Origin of the sequence: Methylobacterium aquaticum, from assembly GCF_016804325.1 — a bacterium.
Taxonomy (GTDB): Bacteria; Pseudomonadota; Alphaproteobacteria; order Rhizobiales; family Beijerinckiaceae; genus Methylobacterium; species Methylobacterium aquaticum_C.
Genome location: NZ_CP043627.1, coordinates 4916373 through 4936172 on the forward strand (window position 1 = coordinate 4916373; position 19800 = coordinate 4936172).

At 72.1% G+C, this 19800-nt stretch carries 16 protein-coding genes; 7 read left to right on the forward strand and 9 right to left on the reverse strand.

The features are described 5' to 3' along the window. Positions 1 to 118: 118 nt before the first annotated feature. Both addA and F1D61_RS22405 read right to left on the reverse strand, forming a co-directional pair. Entirely contained in the window at positions 119 to 3574 is a 3456-nt protein-coding gene (gene addA, locus F1D61_RS22400; RefSeq protein WP_203154314.1) for a double-strand break repair helicase AddA, read from the reverse strand. 166 nt (positions 3575 to 3740) lie between these two features. Then, complete coding sequence (locus F1D61_RS22405; RefSeq protein ID WP_203154315.1) at positions 3741 to 4094, reverse strand: CsbD family protein; 354 nt, start codon at positions 4092 to 4094, stop codon at positions 3741 to 3743. Between the two features lie 222 nt (positions 4095 to 4316). Between F1D61_RS22405 and F1D61_RS22410 the strand changes: the two genes are divergently transcribed. The 3 genes from F1D61_RS22410 to F1D61_RS22420 all read left to right on the forward strand — a co-directional run bounded on the left by F1D61_RS22410 (position 4317) and on the right by F1D61_RS22420 (position 6574). After that, positions 4317 to 5306: a DUF2865 domain-containing protein gene (locus tag F1D61_RS22410; protein WP_246775475.1), complete on the forward strand. Its 990-nt coding sequence runs from the start codon at positions 4317 to 4319 to the stop codon at positions 5304 to 5306. 90 nt (positions 5307 to 5396) lie between these two features. Then, positions 5397 to 5570 carry a hypothetical protein gene (locus tag F1D61_RS22415; protein ID WP_203154316.1) on the forward strand — a complete coding sequence of 58 codons (174 nt, stop codon included), beginning with the start codon at positions 5397 to 5399 and terminating at the stop codon, positions 5568 to 5570. Between the two features lie 77 nt (positions 5571 to 5647). After that, the gene (locus tag F1D61_RS22420) at positions 5648 to 6574 is read left to right on the forward strand and encodes an MBL fold metallo-hydrolase (protein WP_203154317.1); all 927 of its coding nucleotides are present in this window, start codon (positions 5648 to 5650) and stop codon (positions 6572 to 6574) included. Positions 6575 to 6931: 357 nt separating this feature from the next. On the opposite strand, the gene F1D61_RS22425 is transcribed toward F1D61_RS22420, so the two are convergent. From F1D61_RS22425 to F1D61_RS22435, 3 genes are all read right to left on the reverse strand, one after another. Then, complete coding sequence (locus tag F1D61_RS22425) at positions 6932 to 7120, reverse strand: hypothetical protein (RefSeq protein ID WP_203154318.1); 189 nt, start codon at positions 7118 to 7120, stop codon at positions 6932 to 6934. An 83-nt stretch (positions 7121 to 7203) separates the two neighbouring features. After that, positions 7204 to 7461, reverse strand: coding sequence for a hypothetical protein (locus tag F1D61_RS22430; protein WP_348649385.1), 258 nt, complete (start codon positions 7459 to 7461; stop codon positions 7204 to 7206). A 506-nt stretch (positions 7462 to 7967) separates the two neighbouring features. Continuing rightward, on the reverse strand, positions 7968 to 8747 hold the full coding sequence (locus F1D61_RS22435) for a DUF1499 domain-containing protein (RefSeq protein WP_203154320.1): 780 nt from the start codon (positions 8745 to 8747) through the stop codon (positions 7968 to 7970). A 244-nt stretch (positions 8748 to 8991) separates the two neighbouring features. Here F1D61_RS22435 and hisC point away from each other — a divergent pair, with 244 nt between their 5' ends. From hisC to F1D61_RS22450, 3 genes are all read left to right on the forward strand, one after another. Beyond that, positions 8992 to 10125: a histidinol-phosphate transaminase gene (gene hisC, locus F1D61_RS22440; protein ID WP_203154321.1), complete on the forward strand. Its 1134-nt coding sequence runs from the start codon at positions 8992 to 8994 to the stop codon at positions 10123 to 10125. Further along, positions 10118 to 11050, forward strand: a complete 933-nt coding sequence (locus tag F1D61_RS22445) for a prephenate/arogenate dehydrogenase family protein (RefSeq protein ID WP_203154322.1) — start codon at positions 10118 to 10120, stop codon at positions 11048 to 11050. The genes hisC and F1D61_RS22445 overlap by 8 nt, the downstream gene beginning before the upstream one ends. A gap of 107 nt (positions 11051 to 11157) precedes the next feature. Beyond that, complete coding sequence (locus F1D61_RS22450; RefSeq protein ID WP_203154323.1) at positions 11158 to 12354, forward strand: patatin-like phospholipase family protein; 1197 nt, start codon at positions 11158 to 11160, stop codon at positions 12352 to 12354. 364 nt (positions 12355 to 12718) lie between these two features. Here the strand turns inward: F1D61_RS22450 and F1D61_RS22455 are convergent, their stop codons facing one another. The 3 genes from F1D61_RS22455 to F1D61_RS22465 form a co-directional block, all read right to left on the reverse strand. After that, positions 12719 to 13933, reverse strand: coding sequence for a DUF1501 domain-containing protein (locus F1D61_RS22455; RefSeq protein ID WP_203154324.1), 1215 nt, complete (start codon positions 13931 to 13933; stop codon positions 12719 to 12721). 5 nt (positions 13934 to 13938) lie between these two features. After that, the gene (locus F1D61_RS22460) at positions 13939 to 15318 is read right to left on the reverse strand and encodes a DUF1800 domain-containing protein (protein WP_246775476.1); all 1380 of its coding nucleotides are present in this window, start codon (positions 15316 to 15318) and stop codon (positions 13939 to 13941) included. Between the two features lie 355 nt (positions 15319 to 15673). Continuing rightward, positions 15674 to 17110 carry a cobyric acid synthase gene (locus F1D61_RS22465; RefSeq protein WP_203154326.1) on the reverse strand — a complete coding sequence of 479 codons (1437 nt, stop codon included), beginning with the start codon at positions 17108 to 17110 and terminating at the stop codon, positions 15674 to 15676. A 215-nt stretch (positions 17111 to 17325) separates the two neighbouring features. Between F1D61_RS22465 and F1D61_RS22470 the strand changes: the two genes are divergently transcribed. Next, positions 17326 to 18219, forward strand: a complete 894-nt coding sequence (locus F1D61_RS22470) for an outer membrane protein (RefSeq protein ID WP_203154327.1) — start codon at positions 17326 to 17328, stop codon at positions 18217 to 18219. 473 nt (positions 18220 to 18692) lie between these two features. Here the strand turns inward: F1D61_RS22470 and F1D61_RS22475 are convergent, their stop codons facing one another. Then, a complete protein-coding gene (locus F1D61_RS22475; RefSeq protein ID WP_203154328.1) occupies positions 18693 to 19646 on the reverse strand; it encodes an MBL fold metallo-hydrolase in 954 nt (317 codons plus the stop codon). Positions 19647 to 19800 lie beyond the last annotated feature (154 nt).

Consider the following 19800-nt stretch of genomic DNA (forward strand, 5'->3'; position numbering starts at 1 on the left):
AAGCCGGCCGACGGCGCGGACCGGCTCGCGTGAAACAGAAGGTAAGAACCGCACCGGGGCCGATCAAGCGTCACGGCCAAGCCATCCCCGCTTCACTCGTGCGGTGGAGCACCCTCGCTCACGCCAGCGTGTCGAGGGCGGCGTCGCATTCCTCTGGCGTGAGGCGGCGGACGATCGGGCCGGCGGTCCAGACGAGCAGCGGGTACAGGGGCCGGTCCGGATAGATCGTCGCGAGGAGGCGGGCATAGAGCGCGACCTGCGCCGCCTGACCCCGCGGCGTCGGCGCGCCGGGCGCCGGGGGGCGGCCGGTCTTGAAATCGACGAGCCAGACCGCCTCCTCCGTCACCGCGATGCGATCGACCCGGCCATGCACCGGGCGCGCGACGCCTCCGACCTCGATGCTGCCGGCGAGCGTCACCTCGGCCCGGGCGGCAGGGCCGAACAGCACCGCAAGGTCGGGATCGTCGAGGAGGCGCAGGGCCTCCGCGGCGATCGTCCCGCGCCTGTCCGGATCGAGGCCCGGGGCGCGGGCGGCGACGAACGCTTGCGCCGCCGCCGGCCGGCGCTCGGGCGCGAGGCTCGGCAGGTGCTCCAAGAGGGCATGGACCAGCACGCCGCGGCGGCGGGCCGCCGGGTCGCTGGAGCGGGCATCCGACCGGCGCGGCTCGTCGGCGGCGCCTAGCCCCGAGGGGCGAAGCGGCGGCAGCGGCTCGGCCTCGGGCACGACCGGACGATGGAGCCAGTCCGGCACCAGGGCCGGTTCCTCGACCCCCGCGGGTGCGGCGGGTGCCTCCGGCAGGGCCGCGCCCTCGCGCCAGCTCTCGGCCGGGCCGTATGGCATCTCCGCCACCTCGACGCCGCCGAGCCGCTGCACCAGGCCGCGGCGGATCATCTCGCACCAGGCCTCGGCCGGCGTCTCCTTGTCGTTGCCGGAATAGGGCGCGACCACCAGCCGGTCCTTGGCCCGGGTCATCGCGACGTAGAGCAGCCGGTTGTGCTCCTCGCCGGCCTTGGCGTGGAGCGCGTCGCGGGCACGGGTGATCGCCGGGCTGTCATGCGCCTTGGCGCTCGACCAGACCGGCACCGTGCTGCCGTCCTTGAGCCGGATCGGGACCAGGGGCGGATCGCGGCCCAGCGCATCGCAGCCGTCGAGCACCAGGACCAGGGGCGCTTCCAGGCCCTTGGCACCGTGCACGGTCATCACCCGCACCTCGTCGCGGGCGGAATCGAGGTCGCGCTTCACCGTATGGCCGCCGGCATCGCGCCCGCCGCTCGGGGCGTAACGGGACAGGAAGCCGGTCAGCGAGGGCGCGTCCGGTCCGGCCTCGGCCTGGGCGGCGGCGGTGAGGAAGACGTCGATGGCGTCCCCCGCCTCGCCGCCGAGGCGCTGGACCAGCAGCGCACGGCCGCCGCGCGGCCCTAGGAGCTCGGCGTAGAAGCCGAACGGCCCGTGCTCGCGGGCGAGCAAGGCCCAGCCGTCGAGGGCAGCGACGCCGCGGAGGGCGGCCGGGTCGCCGGCCTCGGCCCGGCGCCGCAACGCCGCGACCAGGGATTCCGCCGGGTCGCGCCCGGCGGCGATGGCGACGAGGTCGTCGTCGGTGAGGCCGACGAGGGGCGTCTTCAACGCGGTCGCGAGCGTCAGGTCGTCCTGCGGCAGCAGGGCGGCGCGGCCGGCGGCGACGAGATCGAGGACCGCGATGTGGGCGGCGATGTCGAGGCGGTCCTGGCCGGCCACCGGCACGCCCTCGGCCTTGAGCGCCCGGATCACGCCCTCGAAGGCGGCCGAGCGCTTGCGCACCAGGATCAGGACCTCGCCGGGCCGCCAGACCCGGCCGGATTCGTCGCCCGCGGTGGTCCAGAGGCGCACCGCCCTGGCGACCCGGCGGGCGGTGACGAGGGCCGGCGCCCCGGCCTCGATCGCGTCGACCGGATGGGTCCAGGCGTCGGGCTCCTCCTCGGCGCTCGGCCGCTCGACCGGCCACAGCTCGATCTGGCCCGGCGCCCGCACCCGGGCGGTGGAATGCGCGGTGCCGATGGCCGCGTCGCCGAAGGACAGGCCGCGATAATGGTCCGCCAGCGCGAAGGTGGCGTCGACCGCCTGCAGGACGCCGATCGCGGAACGGAACGACAGGGTCAGGCCGACATCGGCAAACGGCAGCCCGGCCCCTTCCGATTCCCGGCGCCAGGCCCGTCGCGTGGTCTCGAACTCTTCCGGCGCGGCGCCTTGAAAGCTGTAGATCGACTGCTTCGGGTCGCCGACGGCGAAGCGGGTGCGGGCGAGGCCCTGGCCCGCCTCGCGGGCCCCCTCGCCGGCACAGAAATCCTCGGTGATCCGGCGCAGGATCTCCCATTGCTGCGGGTTGGTGTCCTGCGCCTCGTCGATCAGCACGTGGTCGACGCCGCGGTCGAGCTTGTACAGCACCCAGGCCGAATCGACCCGCGTCAGCAGGTCGAGGGTCTTGTGGATCAGGTCGTCGAAATCGAGGGCGCCGAGGCGCGCCTTCTGCGCCTCCATCCGGCGGTGGATCTCGGCGGCGAGCGTGAACAGGGCCTCGGTGCGGGCAAAGGCCCGGGCGGCCTTGAGGCGGTCTCGAAGCCCTCCGAGCCGGGCCTGCTCGGCGAGCAGCGCCTCCTTGGCATCGGCCGGGACCGACTTGGTGCCGAGCGACGAGGCGGCGTAGGGGTCGCCCTCGCCCTCGTCCTTGAAGAAGGCCGCGAGGGTCAGCGTCAGCCGGGCCGGGCCGGTGGCGGAGAGAGCGAGCGCCAGGGCGTCGGCGCGCTTCTCGTCGTTGGCCTTGCCGGTGCGGAGCGCCGCGATCAGCCCGGCAAGGTCGGGCCCGCCCTCGAGCATCCGCGCCTCGATCGCCGGAAGCGTCTCGTCGGCGCCAAGCCCTAGCGCGCCGCGCAAGGCGGCCAGGCGCGCCGGCAGCCCGTCCTTGTGGCCGATCAGGCCGCGATTCTGCACCGCCGCCGTCATCGCGCGGCGCAAGGTTTCGCCCGCCGCCTCGGGGGCGACGAGGCTCAGCGCCGCCGCGAGATCGGGATGGCGGGTATCGACCGCGTCGGCGAGCACGTTGTCGATCGTGCGGTCGATCGCCTCGCGGGTCTGGGCCTCGTCCAGCACCACGAAACGGGCCGGCACGTTGGCCTCGAACGGCACGAGGTGGAGCAGGCGCTCGCACAGGGCGTGCAGGGTCTCGATCTTGAGCCCGCCCGGCGTCTCGACGGCGCGAGCGAACAGGCGCCGGGCGCGGCGCAGGGTGGCGCCGTCCGGTGCCTCGCCCTCGAGCGCCGTCAGTTCGGTGCGCAAGGACGCCTCGTCGAGGGTGACCCAGCGGCCAAGGCGTTCGAACACCCGGATCGCCATGTTGGCGGCGGCGGCCTTGGTGAAGGTGAGGCAGAGGATCTTAGCCGGGGCCGCGCCGTGCAGCAACAGGCGCACCACCCGGTCGGTGAGCACCTTGGTCTTGCCCGCCCCGGCATTGGCCGACACCCAGGCCGAGGCCCGCGGATCCGCGGCGCGGCGTTGCGCGTCCTGCGTCAGCCCGTCGACGACGAACCCCTCGATACCCATCCGCGCTCCCGTCCCGGCCAGACGGCCATCCTGCCGGGCTCGCACTCAACGGGGCGTTGCCTCAAGCGGGATCGGGGGGTGGTGCACAGGGATTTCGACGGGCGTGGCGGCGGGAGCACAGGACCGGCGACGTCCGCAGGCGTCACCGGTCCCGAGGGAACGGTCGTCAGCGGCGGTTGTGGAGCAGCCAGCCGAAGACGTAGCCGATCCCGCCCGCCACCAGCAGGGCGGCGAGGTGGTGGTCGCCGATCTGGCGGGCTACCGCCCGGTCGGCGCGCCGGTACGTCCGGCGCCCGGTCTCGAGGGCCTGGTCGGCATAGTCGGGCGCCGTATCGGCGAGGCCGCGCACCGCGTCCCTCACCCCGTCCTTGGCCTGGCCGTAGACGTTGCGGGCCGCGCCCGCCGCTTGGTCGGCGAGCCCTTGCGCCTGGGTGCCGGCATCGCCCGTCCACTCGCCGAATCGCTGCTGCACCTTGCCGCCGAGCTCCTTGCCAGCGCCGATGATCCGGTCGGAATCCATGGCCCATCTCCTTCTGGCGGGCGGTCCGCACGCTGCCGCCGTTCCCCTCCACAACGCACCAGAGCCCGAACGGTGGCGCGGTCCGCGCGACGGCCGCCTGCCGGACACCGAATCACCCCGCTGCCGGCATCGAGTCAGGAAACTGTTATCTCAGCGCTTTTCCGCAGTTGCATGAGTCCCCGACGACTCGTTAATTCGCCTTAACCTTTGGTGAGGCATCCCGTGAACTTCCCCTCGACTCCATCCGGCGGCGCCCGGACGCGTGCCTTCGCCCGCGCGCTGGCGCTCGGCGCGCTCCTCGGCATCGGGGGCGTCGGGGCGGGCACCACCCTGGTCCACGCGGCGGACGATGCCGGCGTGCTCGACTTCCTGCTCGGCGACGTGCCGCGCAGCCTCGGCCTGCCGGCGCGGGCGCCGCGGCCGGAGGCGTCCCTGGGCGAGCGGCGGGCGCGCTGGACGAGCCGGCCGGCGAAGGCGACGGTCGAGCGGCCGCGCTGGACCGATCCGGCGCCGCGGCCGCGGGCCGCGGTCGCGCAATCCGCCTCCCCGCGCCGGACCGATGACGCCGCCGCGAGCCGCCACACCGGCGCCGGCAACCCTGCCCGCACGGTCTGCGTGCGCACCTGCGACGGCTACCTGTTTCCGCTCGCCAATCTCGACGGACGGACCGCGCCGCCCGAGCAGGAGCAGGCCTGCGCGGCGGCCTGCCCGGGGGCGGAGACCGCCCTCTATACGGTGCGGGCCGGCGAGGAGCTCGACCAGGCCGTGAGCCGGACCGGCAAGCCCTATCGCAGCCTCGCCGCCGCCTTCGCCCATCGCAGCAAGCGGATCCAGAACTGCACCTGCAGCCCGGGCCCGGGCGGCTATGCCCGGCTGCTCCTCACCGACACGACCCTCCGGCCCGGCGACGCGGTGGCGGGCGGCACGGGAGCCCAGGTCTTCGCGGGCCGCGGCTGGGGCGGGGAGGCCCGCTTCGTCGATTTCCGCCGCGCGGCGATCCTCTCGCCGGGCGAGCGGCGCGACCTCGACCGCACCCTGGACGTGAGCCGGCTGGAGCGGGCGCGGGCGGAGTTCCGCCGCTCGCTGACCGCCGAGAAGACCGGCGGGTTCGGCCGCCTGCGCTACGCCTCCGGCAACCTCGGCTTTGCCGAAGTCGTGAGCGACGCGACCGCCGGCCCGATGCGGATCGTGGTGCCCTCCCCGTTCCGCTGAGCCGAGGCGGCGGATTCTGTTGCCGGCCGGAGACAGGGACGGTCTTCCGGGGGAGGACGCCGTGACGGCGCTTGCGATTCACAGGGGCTCGTGACGAAACTCATCCCCGCCGAGGCTTCCGCCCGGCTCCCTCCCGCATCGTCGTTCGCCATGTCGCCCGCGCTCGAGAATCGTCTGTCGTCGTTCCGCGAAGTCGCGGCCGTTTTCGTGAGTTCCGGCCTGTTCTTCGCAGGCCTGCTGTGCTGGGCGTGGATGGCGAGTTGAGGCGCGCGCCTCCCCTCGACAGGGTGAGGCGCGCCGGCTAACCCCGACGGGTCGTCAACGCCGCTTGAGGCCGTCCGATGAGCGAGTCCGAGGCGCCGGAGGCGGCGCCGACCTTCCTGCGCGAGGCCCCGGCGAGCGGCCGGGTCGAGGCGGTGTCGCCGCTGATCCGGCGGCTGGTCTGCCCGAATTCCGGGCCCTTCACCCAGAGCGGCACCTGCACCTACCTGGTCGGGCATGGCCGCGTGGCGGTGATCGATCCCGGCCCGGACCACCCGGCGCACCGGGCGGCGCTGCTCTCCGCCCTCGACGGGGAAACCATCGAGGCGATCCTCGTCACCCACACCCATCGCGACCACTCGCCCGGCGCCCGCCCGCTCGCCGCCGCGACCGGCGCCCCGATCCTCGGCTGCGGCCCGCACCGGCCGGCCCGTGCCGTGCGCGGCGCCGAACAGGGACGGCTCGACGCGGCGGGCGATGCCGACCACCGGCCGGACCGCGAGCTGAGCGAGGGCGAGAGCGTCGCGGGGCCCGGCTGGACCCTGACGGCCTTGGCCACCCCCGGCCACACCATGAACCACCTCGCCTTCTCGTTGCTCGAGGAGGACACCCTGTTCTCGGGCGACCACGTCATGGCCTGGTCGACCAGCATCGTGGCGCCGCCGGACGGATCGATGGGCGCCTACATGGCCTCCCTCGACAAGTTGCGCGGCCGGTCCGAGAGCATCTACTGGCCCGGCCATGGCGGCCCGGTGCGCGAGCCGCAGCGCTTCGTGCGCGGCCTGCTCAGCCACCGCCGCGCCCGCGAAACCGGCATCGTCGAGCGGGTGGCCTCCGGCGAGCGCACCATCCCGGGCCTCGTCGCCGCACTCTATTCCGGCCTCGACCCGATGTTGCGGCCGGCGGCCGCGCTCTCGGTCTTTGCCCATCTGGAGGATCTGGTCGAGCGCGGGCGGGTCGTGACCGACGGGTTGCCGGCATTGGATTCGGAGTATCGGCCGGGGTGAGGCGGCCATTCTGCCCTTCCCTGCCCATGCGTCCAACGATTGCCTGAAATTCTGTTCGAGCGGAATTTTTATATAAAGATTTGAGTACGCCGGGATCATCCCATCCTCAGACCTCAGCCCGGGGTGGAAGAATAGGATATTCCATGATCCGCTCCAGCTTCGGTCAGACCGATCCGCTCGAACAGGCTCTGACCCTCCTCATGCGTCAGGGTTTGATGCCCTCCCTCGCACCGGGATTTAGGGTCAAGCCGGAATCCGGGCGGCTACGTGCTCGGAGACGGTGCATCCTCTCCCATGCGCCCGCATTCCTTGGCGGCAGCGAAGCCCTGCCGGGCTCCTCCGCCGCGACCGTCGATGTCAGCGTAGCAGCCGAATGCTGCCCTGGCTGATTCGGCTCGCCAGCGACAGCGAGGACACGGCCAGGGATTGCTGGGTCGCCAAGGCCCGGTCGTTCGCAGCCTCCCCGTTCGTGTCGGCGTTCGCGAGGTCGGTCACCCGGCGGATCGGCGCCAAGCCCGGACCGGCGCGCGACGTGCCCCAGACCATCGAGCGCCGGTCGTCCGCTCGCACAGGGCCGTCCCGCGCCGTGGCCAGACCCGGCGCGGGAGGAACGCGTGCCGGCGCGTCCCTCAATCCACGACCTTGAGGTCGCTGACGTTCACGTCGCCATCCTGGGTGGTGAAGCTCGGTGCCCGGCCGTTCGACTGGGAGACGCCGCTGATGCGGTGGTCGCCGCTATCGTAGGTGACCAGCTTGCCGTCGGTCTCGACGAGAAGCCGCTGCTTGTCGGGGAAGAACGCGTAGCGCATGCCGTTCTGGCCACCGCTGGTCGAGGGCTGGCCGAGCTCCTGCGGCCACCAGGGCTCGGAGCCCTTCATCGGTTCCATGGGTTTCATCGGTTCCATGGGCTTCATCGGTTCCATCGCACTCGATCCTCTGGCGGAATGTCTGAAGTCAACGCTACGCTCGAAGCGCCGGAAGGTTTCCCGAAAAACCGGGACGACGACGTTTGCTGTTGAGCTTCTCGTTCGATGACGTCGAGACAGGCGCCAGGATCGCTGCGGAAGCGGGCGAGCCGGGTTCGGGCCCGCCTCGCGGATGCTGAAGCCCGGCATGAGCGGAGCTGCCCGTTGCAGGCGTGTCGCCGTCGTGCTGGGCTCAGGGTGCATCAGGACCAACGGGGCAGCGCGGGAGCATGCCGGAAGCCCCTCGAGCCCGCTGTGCAGTGCGCCGCGGGCTGCCTCAAGCTGTCTCGACCAGGGTGGATCGCTCGACGGATTGCCGCAATCGTTGTGCGCAGCCATGGCGAACCTGGCCCATAGCCGCATCCTTCCACCCGCGCGTGAGGAGTGCCCCATCAAACCGTGGGATCAAACGTCTCGGAAGGACCCGCCTACTTCACCGCCAACGCCAGGTTCCCGATCTCGTCCAGATATGCCCGGATGTGATCCGCATTCTGCCCGTAATCCCGGTCGCCGAAGCGGGTCGCGGAGCGTACGTCGATGCGGGTTCCGTCGGCCCGCGGGTGCAGGCGCACCGCCACGTCGTAGGGCAGCCCGAGCAGGCGCGAGCGCACCACCGCCTCGATGCGGCCGTTACCCGCCCGGCCGCCGGGCTTGTAGGATTCCACGACCTGCCACTTGCGGTTCTGCGCCGCCTTCATGGCGAGCGCGAAGGCCTCGTCGGGGCCGAGATCGAGGGTGAGCGGGGCGATCTGCGGATAGGCCTCGCGCTGGAGCGCCCGGGCGGCGGGACCGGAATCCCGTGGCAGGCGCCAGCCCCGCGCCTGCCAGGCGGCGCGGGAGCGCGAGAAGGCCGGCGGGGTCTCGACATCGGTCGAGACGTCGGTGAGCGGCGGCAGCATCACGCCACGCACCGCCATATAGGCCGGATAGGCCAGGACCACGGCCGCGAGCAGGAGGCCGCCGGCCGCAACGCCGAGGCCGCGCGCGCCCTCGCGCCAGATCCGCACGAAGGCCGCCAGCGCGAGCAGCACCGCCAAAGCCGCGAGCCCGACCCCGGAGCCCAAGGCCGCGAGGGCCGCCCCGGTCTCCGCCCGCGGGTCGCGCACGAGGAGCAGCGACAGGCCGACCACCGCGAGGGAGAGCCAGGCGAGGCGCAAGGCCCAGGGGGCCGCCCGGGTGACGGGTTCCTCGACGATCAGGCGGCGCATGGGGCGATCATCGGGCGTTGGCTGCGCATGAATCCGGCGGGTCGCGGCCGCGCCGGGACGGGCGGCTCGTGCCCCTGATGTATCGCCCCGCGCCCGCCCGCGCTACCGGGCGCTCCTCGCGGCGCACCGGCGAATCGCCGCCGTGCCCGGCGCAGGGCTCCCGCGCTTGTCGCGCCGTTTCCCAAAGGCCGCGACTTGCTCTAGACGGCGTGACGTTGTTCGACGCCGACCCCAAGGTTCGCCCATGTTCTCCTCGACCGAGACGCCCGCCGCCGCCCTCCGCCCCGTCCCGCGTCCCGGTGTCCTCGCGATCGAGGCCTATGTCCCGGGCAAGAGCGCGGCGCCGGCGGGCGTGAAGCTGCACAAGCTGTCCTCGAACGAGACGCCGCTCGGCCCGAGCCCGGCGGCGGTCGCGGCGGCGCAGGAGACGGCGGCGCATCTGGAGCTCTACCCGGACGGCAGCGCCACCAAGCTCCGCCAGGCCATCGCGCAGAAATACGGCCTCGATCCCGAGCGGATCGTCTGCGGCGCCGGCTCGGACGAGCTGCTGTCGCTCCTCACTTACGCCTATATGGGCCCGGGCGACGAGGGGCTGTATTCGCAATACGGCTTCCTGGTCTACCGCATCGCCATCCTGGCGGCGGGCGGGGTGCCGGTGGTGGCGCCGGAGCGCGACCATACCACCGACGTCGACGCGCTGCTGGCGGCGGTGACCGACAAGACCCGCATCGTCTACCTCGCCAACCCCAACAACCCGACCGGCACCTACCTGCCCTTCGACGAGGTGCGGCGCCTCCATGCCGGCCTGCCGAAGACCACGTTGCTGGTCCTCGACGCGGCCTATGCCGAGTATGTCCGGCGCAACGACTATGCCGCCGGCCTGGAGCTGGTGGCCGAGCACGAGAACGTGGTGATGACCCGCACCTTCTCGAAGGTGTACGGCCTCGCCGCGCTCCGCATCGGCTGGATGGTGGCGCCCGCCGCGATCGCCGACGCGGTCAACCGCATCCGCGGCCCGTTCAACCTCGGCGCCGCCGCCATCGCGGCCGGTGCCGCCGCGATGGCGGACGACGCTCACATCGCCAAGGCGGTGGCCCACAATGACGCGTGGCTGCCGAAGGTGACGAAGGCGCTGGAGGACCTCGGCCTTGCGGTGACGCCGAGCGTCGGCAACTTCGTGCTGATCCACTTCCCCGACGAGGCCGGGCGTACAGCGGCGGATGCGGACGCCTACCTCACCGCCCGCGGGATGATCCTGCGCCGGGTCGGCGCCTACGGAATGCCGAACGCCCTGCGCATGACGATCGGCACCGCCGAGGCCAACGAGGCCGTCATCGCGGCGCTGACCGAGTTCGTGAAGGGCGCCCGGCGTGGCTGAGGCGTTCCGGCGGCTTGCCATCATCGGCCTTGGGCTGATCGGCTCGTCGATCGCCCGCGGCGCCCGGGCGGGCGGGCTCGCTCAAACGATCGTCGCCATCGACCGCGACCCGGGCGTGATCGAGCGGGTGCGCGCGCTTCAGATCGCCGACGAGGCCACGACCGACCTCGCGGCGGGCGTCGCCGGGGCGGACCTGGTGATCCTGTGCGTGCCGGTCGGCGCCATCGGGGCGGTGGCGGCCGAGATCGCCGGGTCGCTGGCACCCGGCGCGATCCTGTCGGATGTCGGCTCGGTCAAGGCCGCGGTAGTGGCGGCGGCCGGGCCGCACCTGCCGGCGGGCGTCGGCTTCGTGCCCGCCCATCCGGTCGCCGGCACCGAGCATTCCGGGCCGGATGCGGGCTTTGCCAGCCTGTTCCACGGCCGCTGGTGCATCCTGACCCCGCCCGAGGGCACGGATCCTGCGGCGGTGGCGCGGGTGCGGGCATTCTGGGAGGGCTTGGGCTCCGTCGTCGAGACGATGACGCCCGCCCACCACGACCTCGTTCTGGCGATCACCAGCCACGTCCCGCACCTCATCGCCTACAACATCGTCGGCACCGCCGCCGACCTCGAGACCGTGACCCAGTCCGAGGTGATCAAGTTCTCGGCCGGCGGCTTTCGCGATTTCACCCGCATCGCCGCCTCCGATCCGACGATGTGGCGCGACATCTTCCTCACCAACAAGGAGGCGGTGCTGGAGATGCTGGGCCGCTTCAACGAGGACCTGTCGGCGCTCGCCCGCGCCATCCGCTGGGACGACGGCGAGGCCCTGCACGCGCTCTTCACCCGTACCCGGGCGATCCGCCGCGGCATCGTCGCGGTCGGCCAGGAGACCGCCGAGCCGGATTTCGGCCGCCGCGCCGGCAGTCCGAAGGCCGCCGAGTGATCACAGACGGGAACCGATCGACACCCCAAGCTTTGCCATAAGCGTTGCCGTTTCGCCGTATTCGTTGGATACTCCCGGCGGGGTGGCTGGGTGAAACTCGTGGTGTGATGATCGTGTCCCTTCGGTCGACCTGGATCCGGGGCCTCGCGGTGGCCCTGATCGGCGCGCAAGGAGCCGCCTGCGCCTCGCTGCCGCGCACCCCCTACAGCGCGGCGGACGCCGCCGCCGCCACCGTGCCGGGCCAGGCTCCGGACGTGCGGTTCTGGGCCGACGGCTCGGCCCGCAGCTTCGCGGCGGTGGCCGACCGGGTGAAGGCCTCGCGCGAGCCGTTCAGCTACCTCGCCCTCTCGGGCGGCGGCGGCGACGGAGCCTACGGCGCCGGCGTGCTCAACGGCTGGAGTGAGACCGGCAAGCGGCCGACCTTCACCATGGTCTCGGGTGTCTCGACCGGCGCGCTGATCGCGCCCTTCGCCTTCCTCGGGCCGGCTTATGACGGCTATCTGCGCCAGATCTACACCAGCGGCGAGGCCGCGACCCTGGTGCGCTCGCCCAACCCCCTCAACGTGCTGACCGGCGACGGCCTGTTCGGCGATGCGCGCCTGCGCGACCTCGTCGGGCGCTACGTGACGCCCGACCTGCTGGCGGCGGTGGCCGAGGAGCACCGCAAGGGCCGGCGGCTCCTCGTCGTCACCACCAACCTCGATTCGCAGCGCGCCGTGATCTGGGACATGGGTGCGATCGCGGCGAGCGGCCAGCCCAATGCCGTCGACCTCTTCCGTGACGTGCTGACGGCGTCCGCCAGCGTGCCGGCGGTCTTCCCGCCGATGCTGATCGACGCCCAGGCCGGCAACCATGCCTTCCAGGAGATGCATGTCGACGGCTCGGTGGTGACCCCGGTCTTCACCCTGCCCGAGGCCTTCCTGACCCAGGACGGGCGCATCGCCACGAGCCGCGGCACGCCCAACATCTACGTCGTCATCAACGGCCGCATCGAGCCGAGCTTCGACGTGGTGCAGAACGGCACCCTGCCGATCGCGGTCCGCTCGCTCTCGACCGTCGGGCGCTCCCGCGCCCGGGCGACGCTCGCCAGCACCCAGGCCTTCGCCCGCCGCAACGGCATGGGCTTCAACCTGACCTATATCGACCGGCGCATCCCCGAAGTCCCGGCGTCCCAGGGCTTCGACACCGCCTATATGCGCCGCCTCTACGACGACGGCTACCAGAAGGGCAGCAGCGGCACCGTCTGGCAGACCACCCTGCCGCGGGACGGCGAGCCGGCGGTGCCCGCGCTGGCGTCGCGGTGATTGGAGACCACGTCGAGCGTTTGACTCGGCGGGTGAATTCGTGAGCGCGGGATCCCCCTCTCCCCGCGGGCTGAGGGCTGTCCGGGAAGAAGAATGGCGCGCCTCCCCTCTCCCGTGCGGGAGAGGGGCCGGGGGATCGACGATCCCGCGTGAGGTGGCTCGGGTTCAGAATGAATCTCCGACCGTGGAGCTGCGCAGCTCGACAGTTCAGGGCCATTGCGGCACCGTCACCACCCTGCGCGATCTTCGATCGCCCCTAACCCCTCTCCCATACGGAACAGGGGATCCCGCGCTTTGTTGGCTGGAGCGTGATTTGATGCCCGGATGTGGAGTCCGAATTTTCGCATTCTAACTCCATCACCACCTACACCACCAACCCACCCACCGGCCGCAACGCTTCCGTGCCTGGAAACACGCTGCGCCCGAGCACCCCCGGCGACAGCCCGAACAGATCCGCGGCCAAGCCCTTGGCGATGGCCCGGACGTCGATGGTGGGGGCGAGGTCGCGGCCGTCCCGGAGCTGGGCGGGGCCGAGGCCCGGCCAATCCGCCAGCACCCGGCCGCCGCGCACCGCGCCGCCGAGGAGGAACGCCACCGTGCCGGTGCCGTGATCGGTGCCGGTGGTCCCGTTGACCCGGGCGGTGCGGCCGAACTCGGTGACCACCAGGATCGCGGTGTCGGACCAGCGCGGCGCCAGGATCTCGGAAAACACCGAGAACACGCCGTCGAGCCCGCCGAGCAGACCGGCGAGGCGGCCGGTGGCGCCGCCCTCGTCGGCGTGGGTGTCCCAGCCGTCGAGGGCGAGCGCCGCGATGCGCGGGCCGTCATCGGCGGCGATCAGCCGGGCCGCGCCCTCGGCGAGGCCGCGCAGGCCCCCGTTCCCCTTCGGCCCGCCCTTTGATTCGCCTTTGGCCAGGGCATCGACGTCGAGGCCGTGGGCGAGGGCGGCGGCCAGCATCGGGTCGTGCGCCTCGTAGAGGCCGAGCACCCGCCGTCCGAGTTCGTCGCTCGCCCGCGGCAGGCGCGGCGGCGCCCAGCCGAGGACCGGGGCGGGGCCGCGCAGGATCAAGGGCGGCACCACCCCGACGCCGAGCGCGCTGCGGGGCGGGATGCCCTCCCCCGCCGGCAGGGCGGCGACGAGGCGGTTGAGCCAGCCGCTCGCGGTGTGGCCGGGGCCGGGCTGGCCGCTCTCGAGCACGTCCTGCCCGTCGAAATGCGAGCGCTCGCGGTAGCCGGTGGCAGCGGCATGGACCACCAGGGCCTGCCGGGCGGCGTAGAGCCGGGCGAAGGTCGGCAATGCCGGATGCAGGGAGAAGAAGCCGTCGAGGGGGAGCGCCGCCGCGGGCCCGTCGCGGGTGAGCGCGATGCCGGGGCGCAGATCCGCGTAAGCAGGGTCGCCGAGCGGTGCCACCGCCGAGAGCCCGTCGAGGGCGCCGCGCAGGATCACCACGACGAGGCGGGCGTCCCGGGCGCCGGGCGCCGCATACGCCGTGCGGGGAATGGCGCCCCAGGCGAACAGCGCGCCCGCGGTGCCGAGGATCGCCCGGCGGCTCGGATGGAACTCGCAGGAGTCTTCCATGGGGATCACCGTCGCTGGAATTCGGGGGCCATCAGGACGAGGGCGACGCCCTGTGCCCGGCTCTCGGCCCGGCGGATCACTGTCCGGGTCTCGTCGGTGGCGAGCGGGCCCAGAACCGCCTCGGCGAACGCCATCGGGTCGGTGCCGGCGGCGAGCTGGCCGGTCCGGGCGGCGAGGTCGAGCCGGGCCCGCAAGCCCTCCGGCGAGGCCCAGGTGCCGGCATCGTCGGCATAGCCGTTCGGGGCCGGGGCGGACCAGAACGGCTGGCCCAACGCCGCGAGCCCACCCATCGCCATCCGGGGATCCGGCGCAAGCGCGAGCCCGCGCATCGCCGCGACGGTGAATTCCTGCGGCGAGCGGATCTTGCGCTGCACCGGCTCCCAGGCCTCCGGCGCCTCGACGAGCGCCAGCACAACCCGCGACAGGTCGCCGTCCTGGTCGAGGAAGGTCCGCGCCAGGCGCGCCACCAGGGCGGGGGGCGGGTCGTCGGCGACGAAGTGGCGGGCAAGCCGCGTGGCGACGTGGCGGGCGGTCGACGGATGCGCGGCGAGGTCGTCGAGGGCCATGCGCAGCTGCTCGGGCCCGACATCGAGATAGGTGCGGCCGAGCAGCGTCACGGCGCCCGGCTCGTGGGCGCCGCGCCGGAAGGCGGTCGCGCCCGGCAGCCCCTCGGCATTGCCGTCGCGGTGCAGCGACCAGCCGGTGAGGATGCGGGCGAGCGCCGTCACGTCGTCCTGGCCGTAGCCGCCATCGACGCCGAGCGTGTGGAGTTCGAGAAGCTCGCGGCCGAGATTCTCGTTGAGGCCCTTTCCCGGACCATTCCCCCTGCGCAGGCCGGCCGGCGAGTTGGGGCCGATCGAGGCGACGTTGTCGAGGTAGATCAGCATCGCCGGATGGGTCGCGGCGGCGAGCAGCAGGTCGCGGAAGCGTCCGAGCACGTGCGGGCGGATCGCCTCGCGCTCGAAGGCGCCGGCGCTGACCCGGATTTGCGGCCCCCGTGCCGCCGAGACGGTGAAGTGGTTGGCCCAGAACCACACCAGGCGCTCGATGAAGCCGGTCTGCGCCTCCCGCGCCAGGGCGAGGCGGGCCGCCACCTCGGCCTGATAGGTGCGCTGCTCGATCGACGGGGCCGGCGGGCCTTCCGGCATCGGCGCGTCCGGGCTCGCCGCGCGGGCGAGCTTGCGGGCCTGCTCCTCGGCGCGAAGGGCGGTGAGCAGGGTCGGCGTCGAGCCCAGGTCCGGCCCGGTCGGCAGGGGCACGGTGCCGGCCAGGATCTCGCGGCGCAACACCTCCTCGACCGGCTCGCCCCGGGCGAGATCGCCCGGCCGGGCGCCGAGCCCGAACCGCCCGAGGGCGAGCGCCGTCCGACGCGGATCGACCGCCATGCCCATGCCCTCCTGGTCCGTCAGGCGCGATGACGCGCCTCGATGGCTGAACGAATGCTGAGTGCAGGATGACGTTTTCGTAAGGTTGTTTCGGAGAGAAAACTTATATTTCCAAATATTTCTCGGTTATTGCCCCTAGATCTCGAATCCATCAAGTCATTCCGGGGCCGCGAAAGCGGAGCCCGGAATCCAGACGCCCAGGTGGAACAGAATGAAGTGGAATGCTGTCCGCTTGATCCTGACCGTTCCGCGGTTCTGGACTCCGGGCTCCGCTTCGCGGCCCCGGAATGACGAGGAGGGTGTCGAAACCGACGATCGATTCGAACAAGACCTCGTTCTTGGCACCCGAACCGAATCACTCTGCCAAGGCGAGCAGCCGGTCGCAATCGACATGGGCCTCGAGGTGGTCCGCCAGGCCGTCGAGCACGCGCTCGATCACCGCCTCGTAGGCCTCCGGGCCCGGCGCGGCGCCGAGGCGGGAGAGCCACAGGGCGCGCTGGCCCTCGTCGGAGAACAGCCCGTGGACGTAGGTGCCGCTGACGAGCCCGTCGGCCGAGACCGCGCCGTCGCGGCGGCCGTCGGCGAGGCGCAGGAGCGGGCGGGCGCAATCGGGGCCGTCGGTCTCGCCGACATGCATCTCGTAGCCGGTGAAGGGCGTCCCGTCCGGCAGGCTGACGCCGCTCGCCGCGGCGAGCCGCTTCTCGGCGGTCAGAACGGTCTCGACGTCGAGAAGGCCCAAGCCCGCCACCGTGCCGGGCGGCCCCTCGATGCCCTGCGGATCGCTCAGGATCGTGCCGAGCATCTGGTAGCCGCCGCACAGCCCGAGCACCCGTCCGCCGCGGCGGCGATGGGCCAGGATGTCGATGTCCCACCCCTGCTGGCGCAGGAAGGCGAGGTCGGGGATCGTGGTCTTCGAGCCCGGCAGCAGCACGAGGTCGGCCTCGGCCGGGATCGGACGGCCGGGCTCGACCAGCACCACGCTCACCCCCGGCTCGGCCCGCAGGGGATCGAGGTCGTCGAAATTGGCGATGCGGGGCAGGACCGGCACCGCCACCACCTTGGCCCCCGGCTTCTCGGCGCCGCGCAATCCCAGGATGTCCTCCGCCGGCAACTGGGCGGCCTCGGGGAAATGCGGGATCAGCCCCAGGGCCTCCCAGCCGGTGCGGGCGGCGATCAGGCTCATGCCGTCGGCAAACAGCGCCGGGTCGCCGCGAAACCGGTTGACCAGGAAGCCCCGCACCATCGCGGCATCCTCCGGGTCGATGACCGCCTTCGTGCCGACGAGGCTCGCGATCACCCCGCCGCGGTCGATGTCGCCGAGCAGGATCACCGGCGTCCCGGTGGCGCGGGCGAACCCCATATTGGCGATGTCGCCGCGGCGCAGGTTCACCTCGGAGGCCGACCCCGCCCCCTCGACCAGGACCAGGTCGGATTCCGACCGCAGGCGCCCGAAGCTCTCGACGACCGAGGCGAGGAGCCGCGGCTTCCAGTCCTGGTATTCCCGCGCCCGGACCGTGCCGACCATCCGCCCCTGCACCACCACCTGCGAGCCGATCTCGCTCTGGGGCTTCAGCAGCACCGGATTCATGTGGACGGAGGGCGCGACGCCCGCCGCCCGGGCCTGGAGCGCCTGGGCACGGCCGATCTCGCCGCCATCGGCCGTGACGGCGGCGTTGTTCGACATGTTCTGCGGCTTGAACGGCCGCACCCGCAGGCCCCGTCGCGCGAAGGCGCGGGCGAGCCCGGCGACGATCAGCGACTTGCCGACATCCGAGCCGGTGCCCTGGATCATCAGGGCCTTCGGGCCCTTTCGAACGGGCAAGTCGTCCGCCGAATCGTCTGCCGACATGGCGCCTCGCAGGTGGCCGGCCGCCCGGTGCGGCAGCGCACGGAAAAAATTCGGAAACCCGGCCGGTCGACGGCCGAGTGTGGCGCGGCGGTCATAGGCGTCCGGCCATGCCCAAGCTAGCCTGCGGCCACAATTTCGCTCAAACGGGGCGTCCTCCAGTGTTCAAGAAGTTCATGCTCGCCGGCGCCGCGACGTCGCTCCTCGCCGGAGCGGCCTCGGCCGCGGACCTGCCGCGCCGGGTCGCCCCGCCGCCGGTCTTCACCGCCGTTCCGGTCTTCACCTGGACCGGCTTCTATGCCGGCCTGCACACCGACTACACCTTCACCGACCGCCAGCGCATCACCACCATCGGCAACGATGTCGCGCCGACCAACACGATCGGCAACGTCGCGACCCTGCGTCGCCCGCCGGTGGTGAGCAACGAGCAGGACGGGCTGGCCAATATCGGCGGCGGCTTCGGCTACAACTACCAGTTCACGCCGGGCTCGGGCGTCGTGGTCGGCGTCCAGGCGGACTGGGCCTGGAACGACATCCACAAGAACACCTTCTATCTCGGCCCGCGTCTCGCCGCGAACAACTTCACGCCCGATCCGAGCGCCTTCCGTCAGGAGCTGTCCTGGCTCGGCACCGTCGTCGGCCGCGCCGGCTACGCCTTCGACCGCCTCTTCGTCTACGGCATGGGCGGCTTCGCCTATGGTGGCGTGGATTACCGCGCCAACTTCTACACCGGGGGCGGCGCCCTGGCCTATGCCGGCCGCTACAACGACATCGCCACCGGCTACGCCTATGGCGGCGGCATCGAGTACGCCCTGCCGACCGACTCGCTCCTGGCCCGCTTCAGCCTCCTGGGGCTGCTCGGCATCCAGTCCCAGGCCGTGACGATCAAGGCCGAGTACCTGCACTACGACCTCGGCAGCCGCAACGTGCTCGTCAACAACACCGGCTTCACGCCGGCCGCCGGCGCGGCGCCGCGCGGCTCCTACACCTCGCGCTTCACCACCGAGGGCAACCTGGTCCGCGCCGGGTTCAGCTACAAGTTCAACGGCCTCTGATCGCTCGATCGGCTGAGCCGCATCGGCGGGCCTGACCAGGCCCGCCCCTCTCGACGGCCGCGGGGCCCATCGCCCCGGCGGCCGTTTTTGTTCGTTCCGGGCCGCAAGCTCCGTGAGCCTGCTTGATCGACCGACCAGTCGATCCGACGCCGGCATCGACAACCCTCCACGTCATCCCGGGGCCCGGCGCAGCCGGGAACCCGGGATGACGCTGGAGGATATCAGGTCTTGATCGGCTCGCGCCGACACACCCTCAGAGCCTGTTTGATTGGCTCAAGCACTGATCCCCACACGCGACCTCATCCTGAGGTGTCAGTCGATTGAAAATCGACTGACCTCGAAGGAGAGCTCCAGGGATCACGTAGATTTCTGGAGCCCTCCTTCGAGGCTCCTTACAGTCGCACCTCAGGATGAGGTCGCGAGAGGGATAGGACAGGTCGTCGCGGCTAGATTTTTGTAAGTCAAACAGACTCTCAGAGTTCCATCAGGTCCCGGCCCACCACGATCTCGCCCTTGAAGTGCGGCCGCACCGCCTCGAGCCAGACCTCGTCCTTGATGAACGGGTAGCCGCCCGGCACGAAATGCGACAGGACCAGCGTCTTCACGCCGGCCTCGGTGGCGACGCGCCCGACCTCCTCGGTGGTGGTATGGCTCGCGATCAGGTGCTCGCGCAGGGTCTTGGCGTTGGGTTCGGTGGCGATCAGCTTGTCGAGCTCGGGCAGGTACATGACCTCGTGGACGAGGATGTCGGCGCCCTTGGCGAGCGCGATCAGGTTCGGCGAGTAGCGGGTATCGCCCGAGATCACGATCGACCGGTCGGGACAATCGAAGCGGAAGGCGAAGGCCGGCTCGACCGGCGGATGCTGCACCAGGGCGGCCGTGACGGTGACGCGCTCGTCGCGCATCACCTCTCCGGGTCCGGTGACCTCGTGCGGCACGATCAGGTCGGCGAGCGGCGGCCGGCCCTCGTCGGCCATGCGGGTCGTGATGTCGGATTCGTTGAGCTCGAGGAACTGGCGCGTCATCCGGACGAGCGGCGGCGGCCCGTAGGTGTTCACCCGGTGGGCGAGGTCGGTCGCCCAGGCGAGCAGGAGCACGTTGCCGTAATCGGCGTTGTGGTCCGAATGCTGGTGGGTGAGGAACATCGAATCGAGGGAGCCGAGCTTCAGCTTGGCCAGCACCATCTGCCGGCCGGTGCCGTTGCCGGCATCGATCAGGTAGGTGTGCCCGTCGATCACGATGGCCTGGGCCGGCGCGGCGCGGTTCGGCTTCGGCGTCGGGCCGCCGGCGGTCCCGAGCAGGATCAGCCGCGAACGGCGCGGGGCGGGCGTCTGCGCCGCGGCACCCCGGGTGGAGAGGAGCGTCGCCAGGGCCGCCGTACCGCCGAGGATCGTCCGTCGGCTCGGGAGAAGGGTGTCGTCGGGCATCGTGTCGTCTCGCCTGTGGCTGCGTCCGGTCGTGCTGCGCTCGTCATGGACGGGGGCGGTCCCGTCAAGGCGCGCAGGCCGCCGTCCCGGAGCGCGGGCGACACCATGCCCGGTTCGTGCGAGAGCACCACCGCGAGGGTGTCGAGGCTGTGGC

Coding starts and splice junctions, on each gene's coding strand:
- F1D61_RS22430 (WP_348649385.1), bottom strand. CDS start 7,461: ATGGAACCGATGAAGGGCTCCGAGCCCTGGTGGCCGCAGGAGCTCGGC.
- addA (WP_203154314.1), bottom strand. CDS start 3,574: ATGGGTATCGAGGGGTTCGTCGTCGACGGGCTGACGCAGGACGCGCAA.
- F1D61_RS22425 (WP_203154318.1), bottom strand. CDS start 7,120: ATGGTCTGGGGCACGTCGCGCGCCGGTCCGGGCTTGGCGCCGATCCGC.
- F1D61_RS22435 (WP_203154320.1), bottom strand. CDS start 8,747: ATGCGCCGCCTGATCGTCGAGGAACCCGTCACCCGGGCGGCCCCCTGG.
- hisC (WP_203154321.1), top strand. CDS start 8,992: ATGTTCTCCTCGACCGAGACGCCCGCCGCCGCCCTCCGCCCCGTCCCG.
- F1D61_RS22420 (WP_203154317.1), top strand. CDS start 5,648: ATGAGCGAGTCCGAGGCGCCGGAGGCGGCGCCGACCTTCCTGCGCGAG.
- F1D61_RS22455 (WP_203154324.1), bottom strand. CDS start 13,933: ATGGAAGACTCCTGCGAGTTCCATCCGAGCCGCCGGGCGATCCTCGGC.
- F1D61_RS22450 (WP_203154323.1), top strand. CDS start 11,158: ATGATCGTGTCCCTTCGGTCGACCTGGATCCGGGGCCTCGCGGTGGCC.
- F1D61_RS22465 (WP_203154326.1), bottom strand. CDS start 17,110: ATGATCCAGGGCACCGGCTCGGATGTCGGCAAGTCGCTGATCGTCGCC.
- F1D61_RS22405 (WP_203154315.1), bottom strand. CDS start 4,094: ATGGATTCCGACCGGATCATCGGCGCTGGCAAGGAGCTCGGCGGCAAG.
- F1D61_RS22475 (WP_203154328.1), bottom strand. CDS start 19,646: ATGCCCGACGACACCCTTCTCCCGAGCCGACGGACGATCCTCGGCGGT.
- F1D61_RS22460 (WP_246775476.1), bottom strand. CDS start 15,318: ATGGCGGTCGATCCGCGTCGGACGGCGCTCGCCCTCGGGCGGTTCGGG.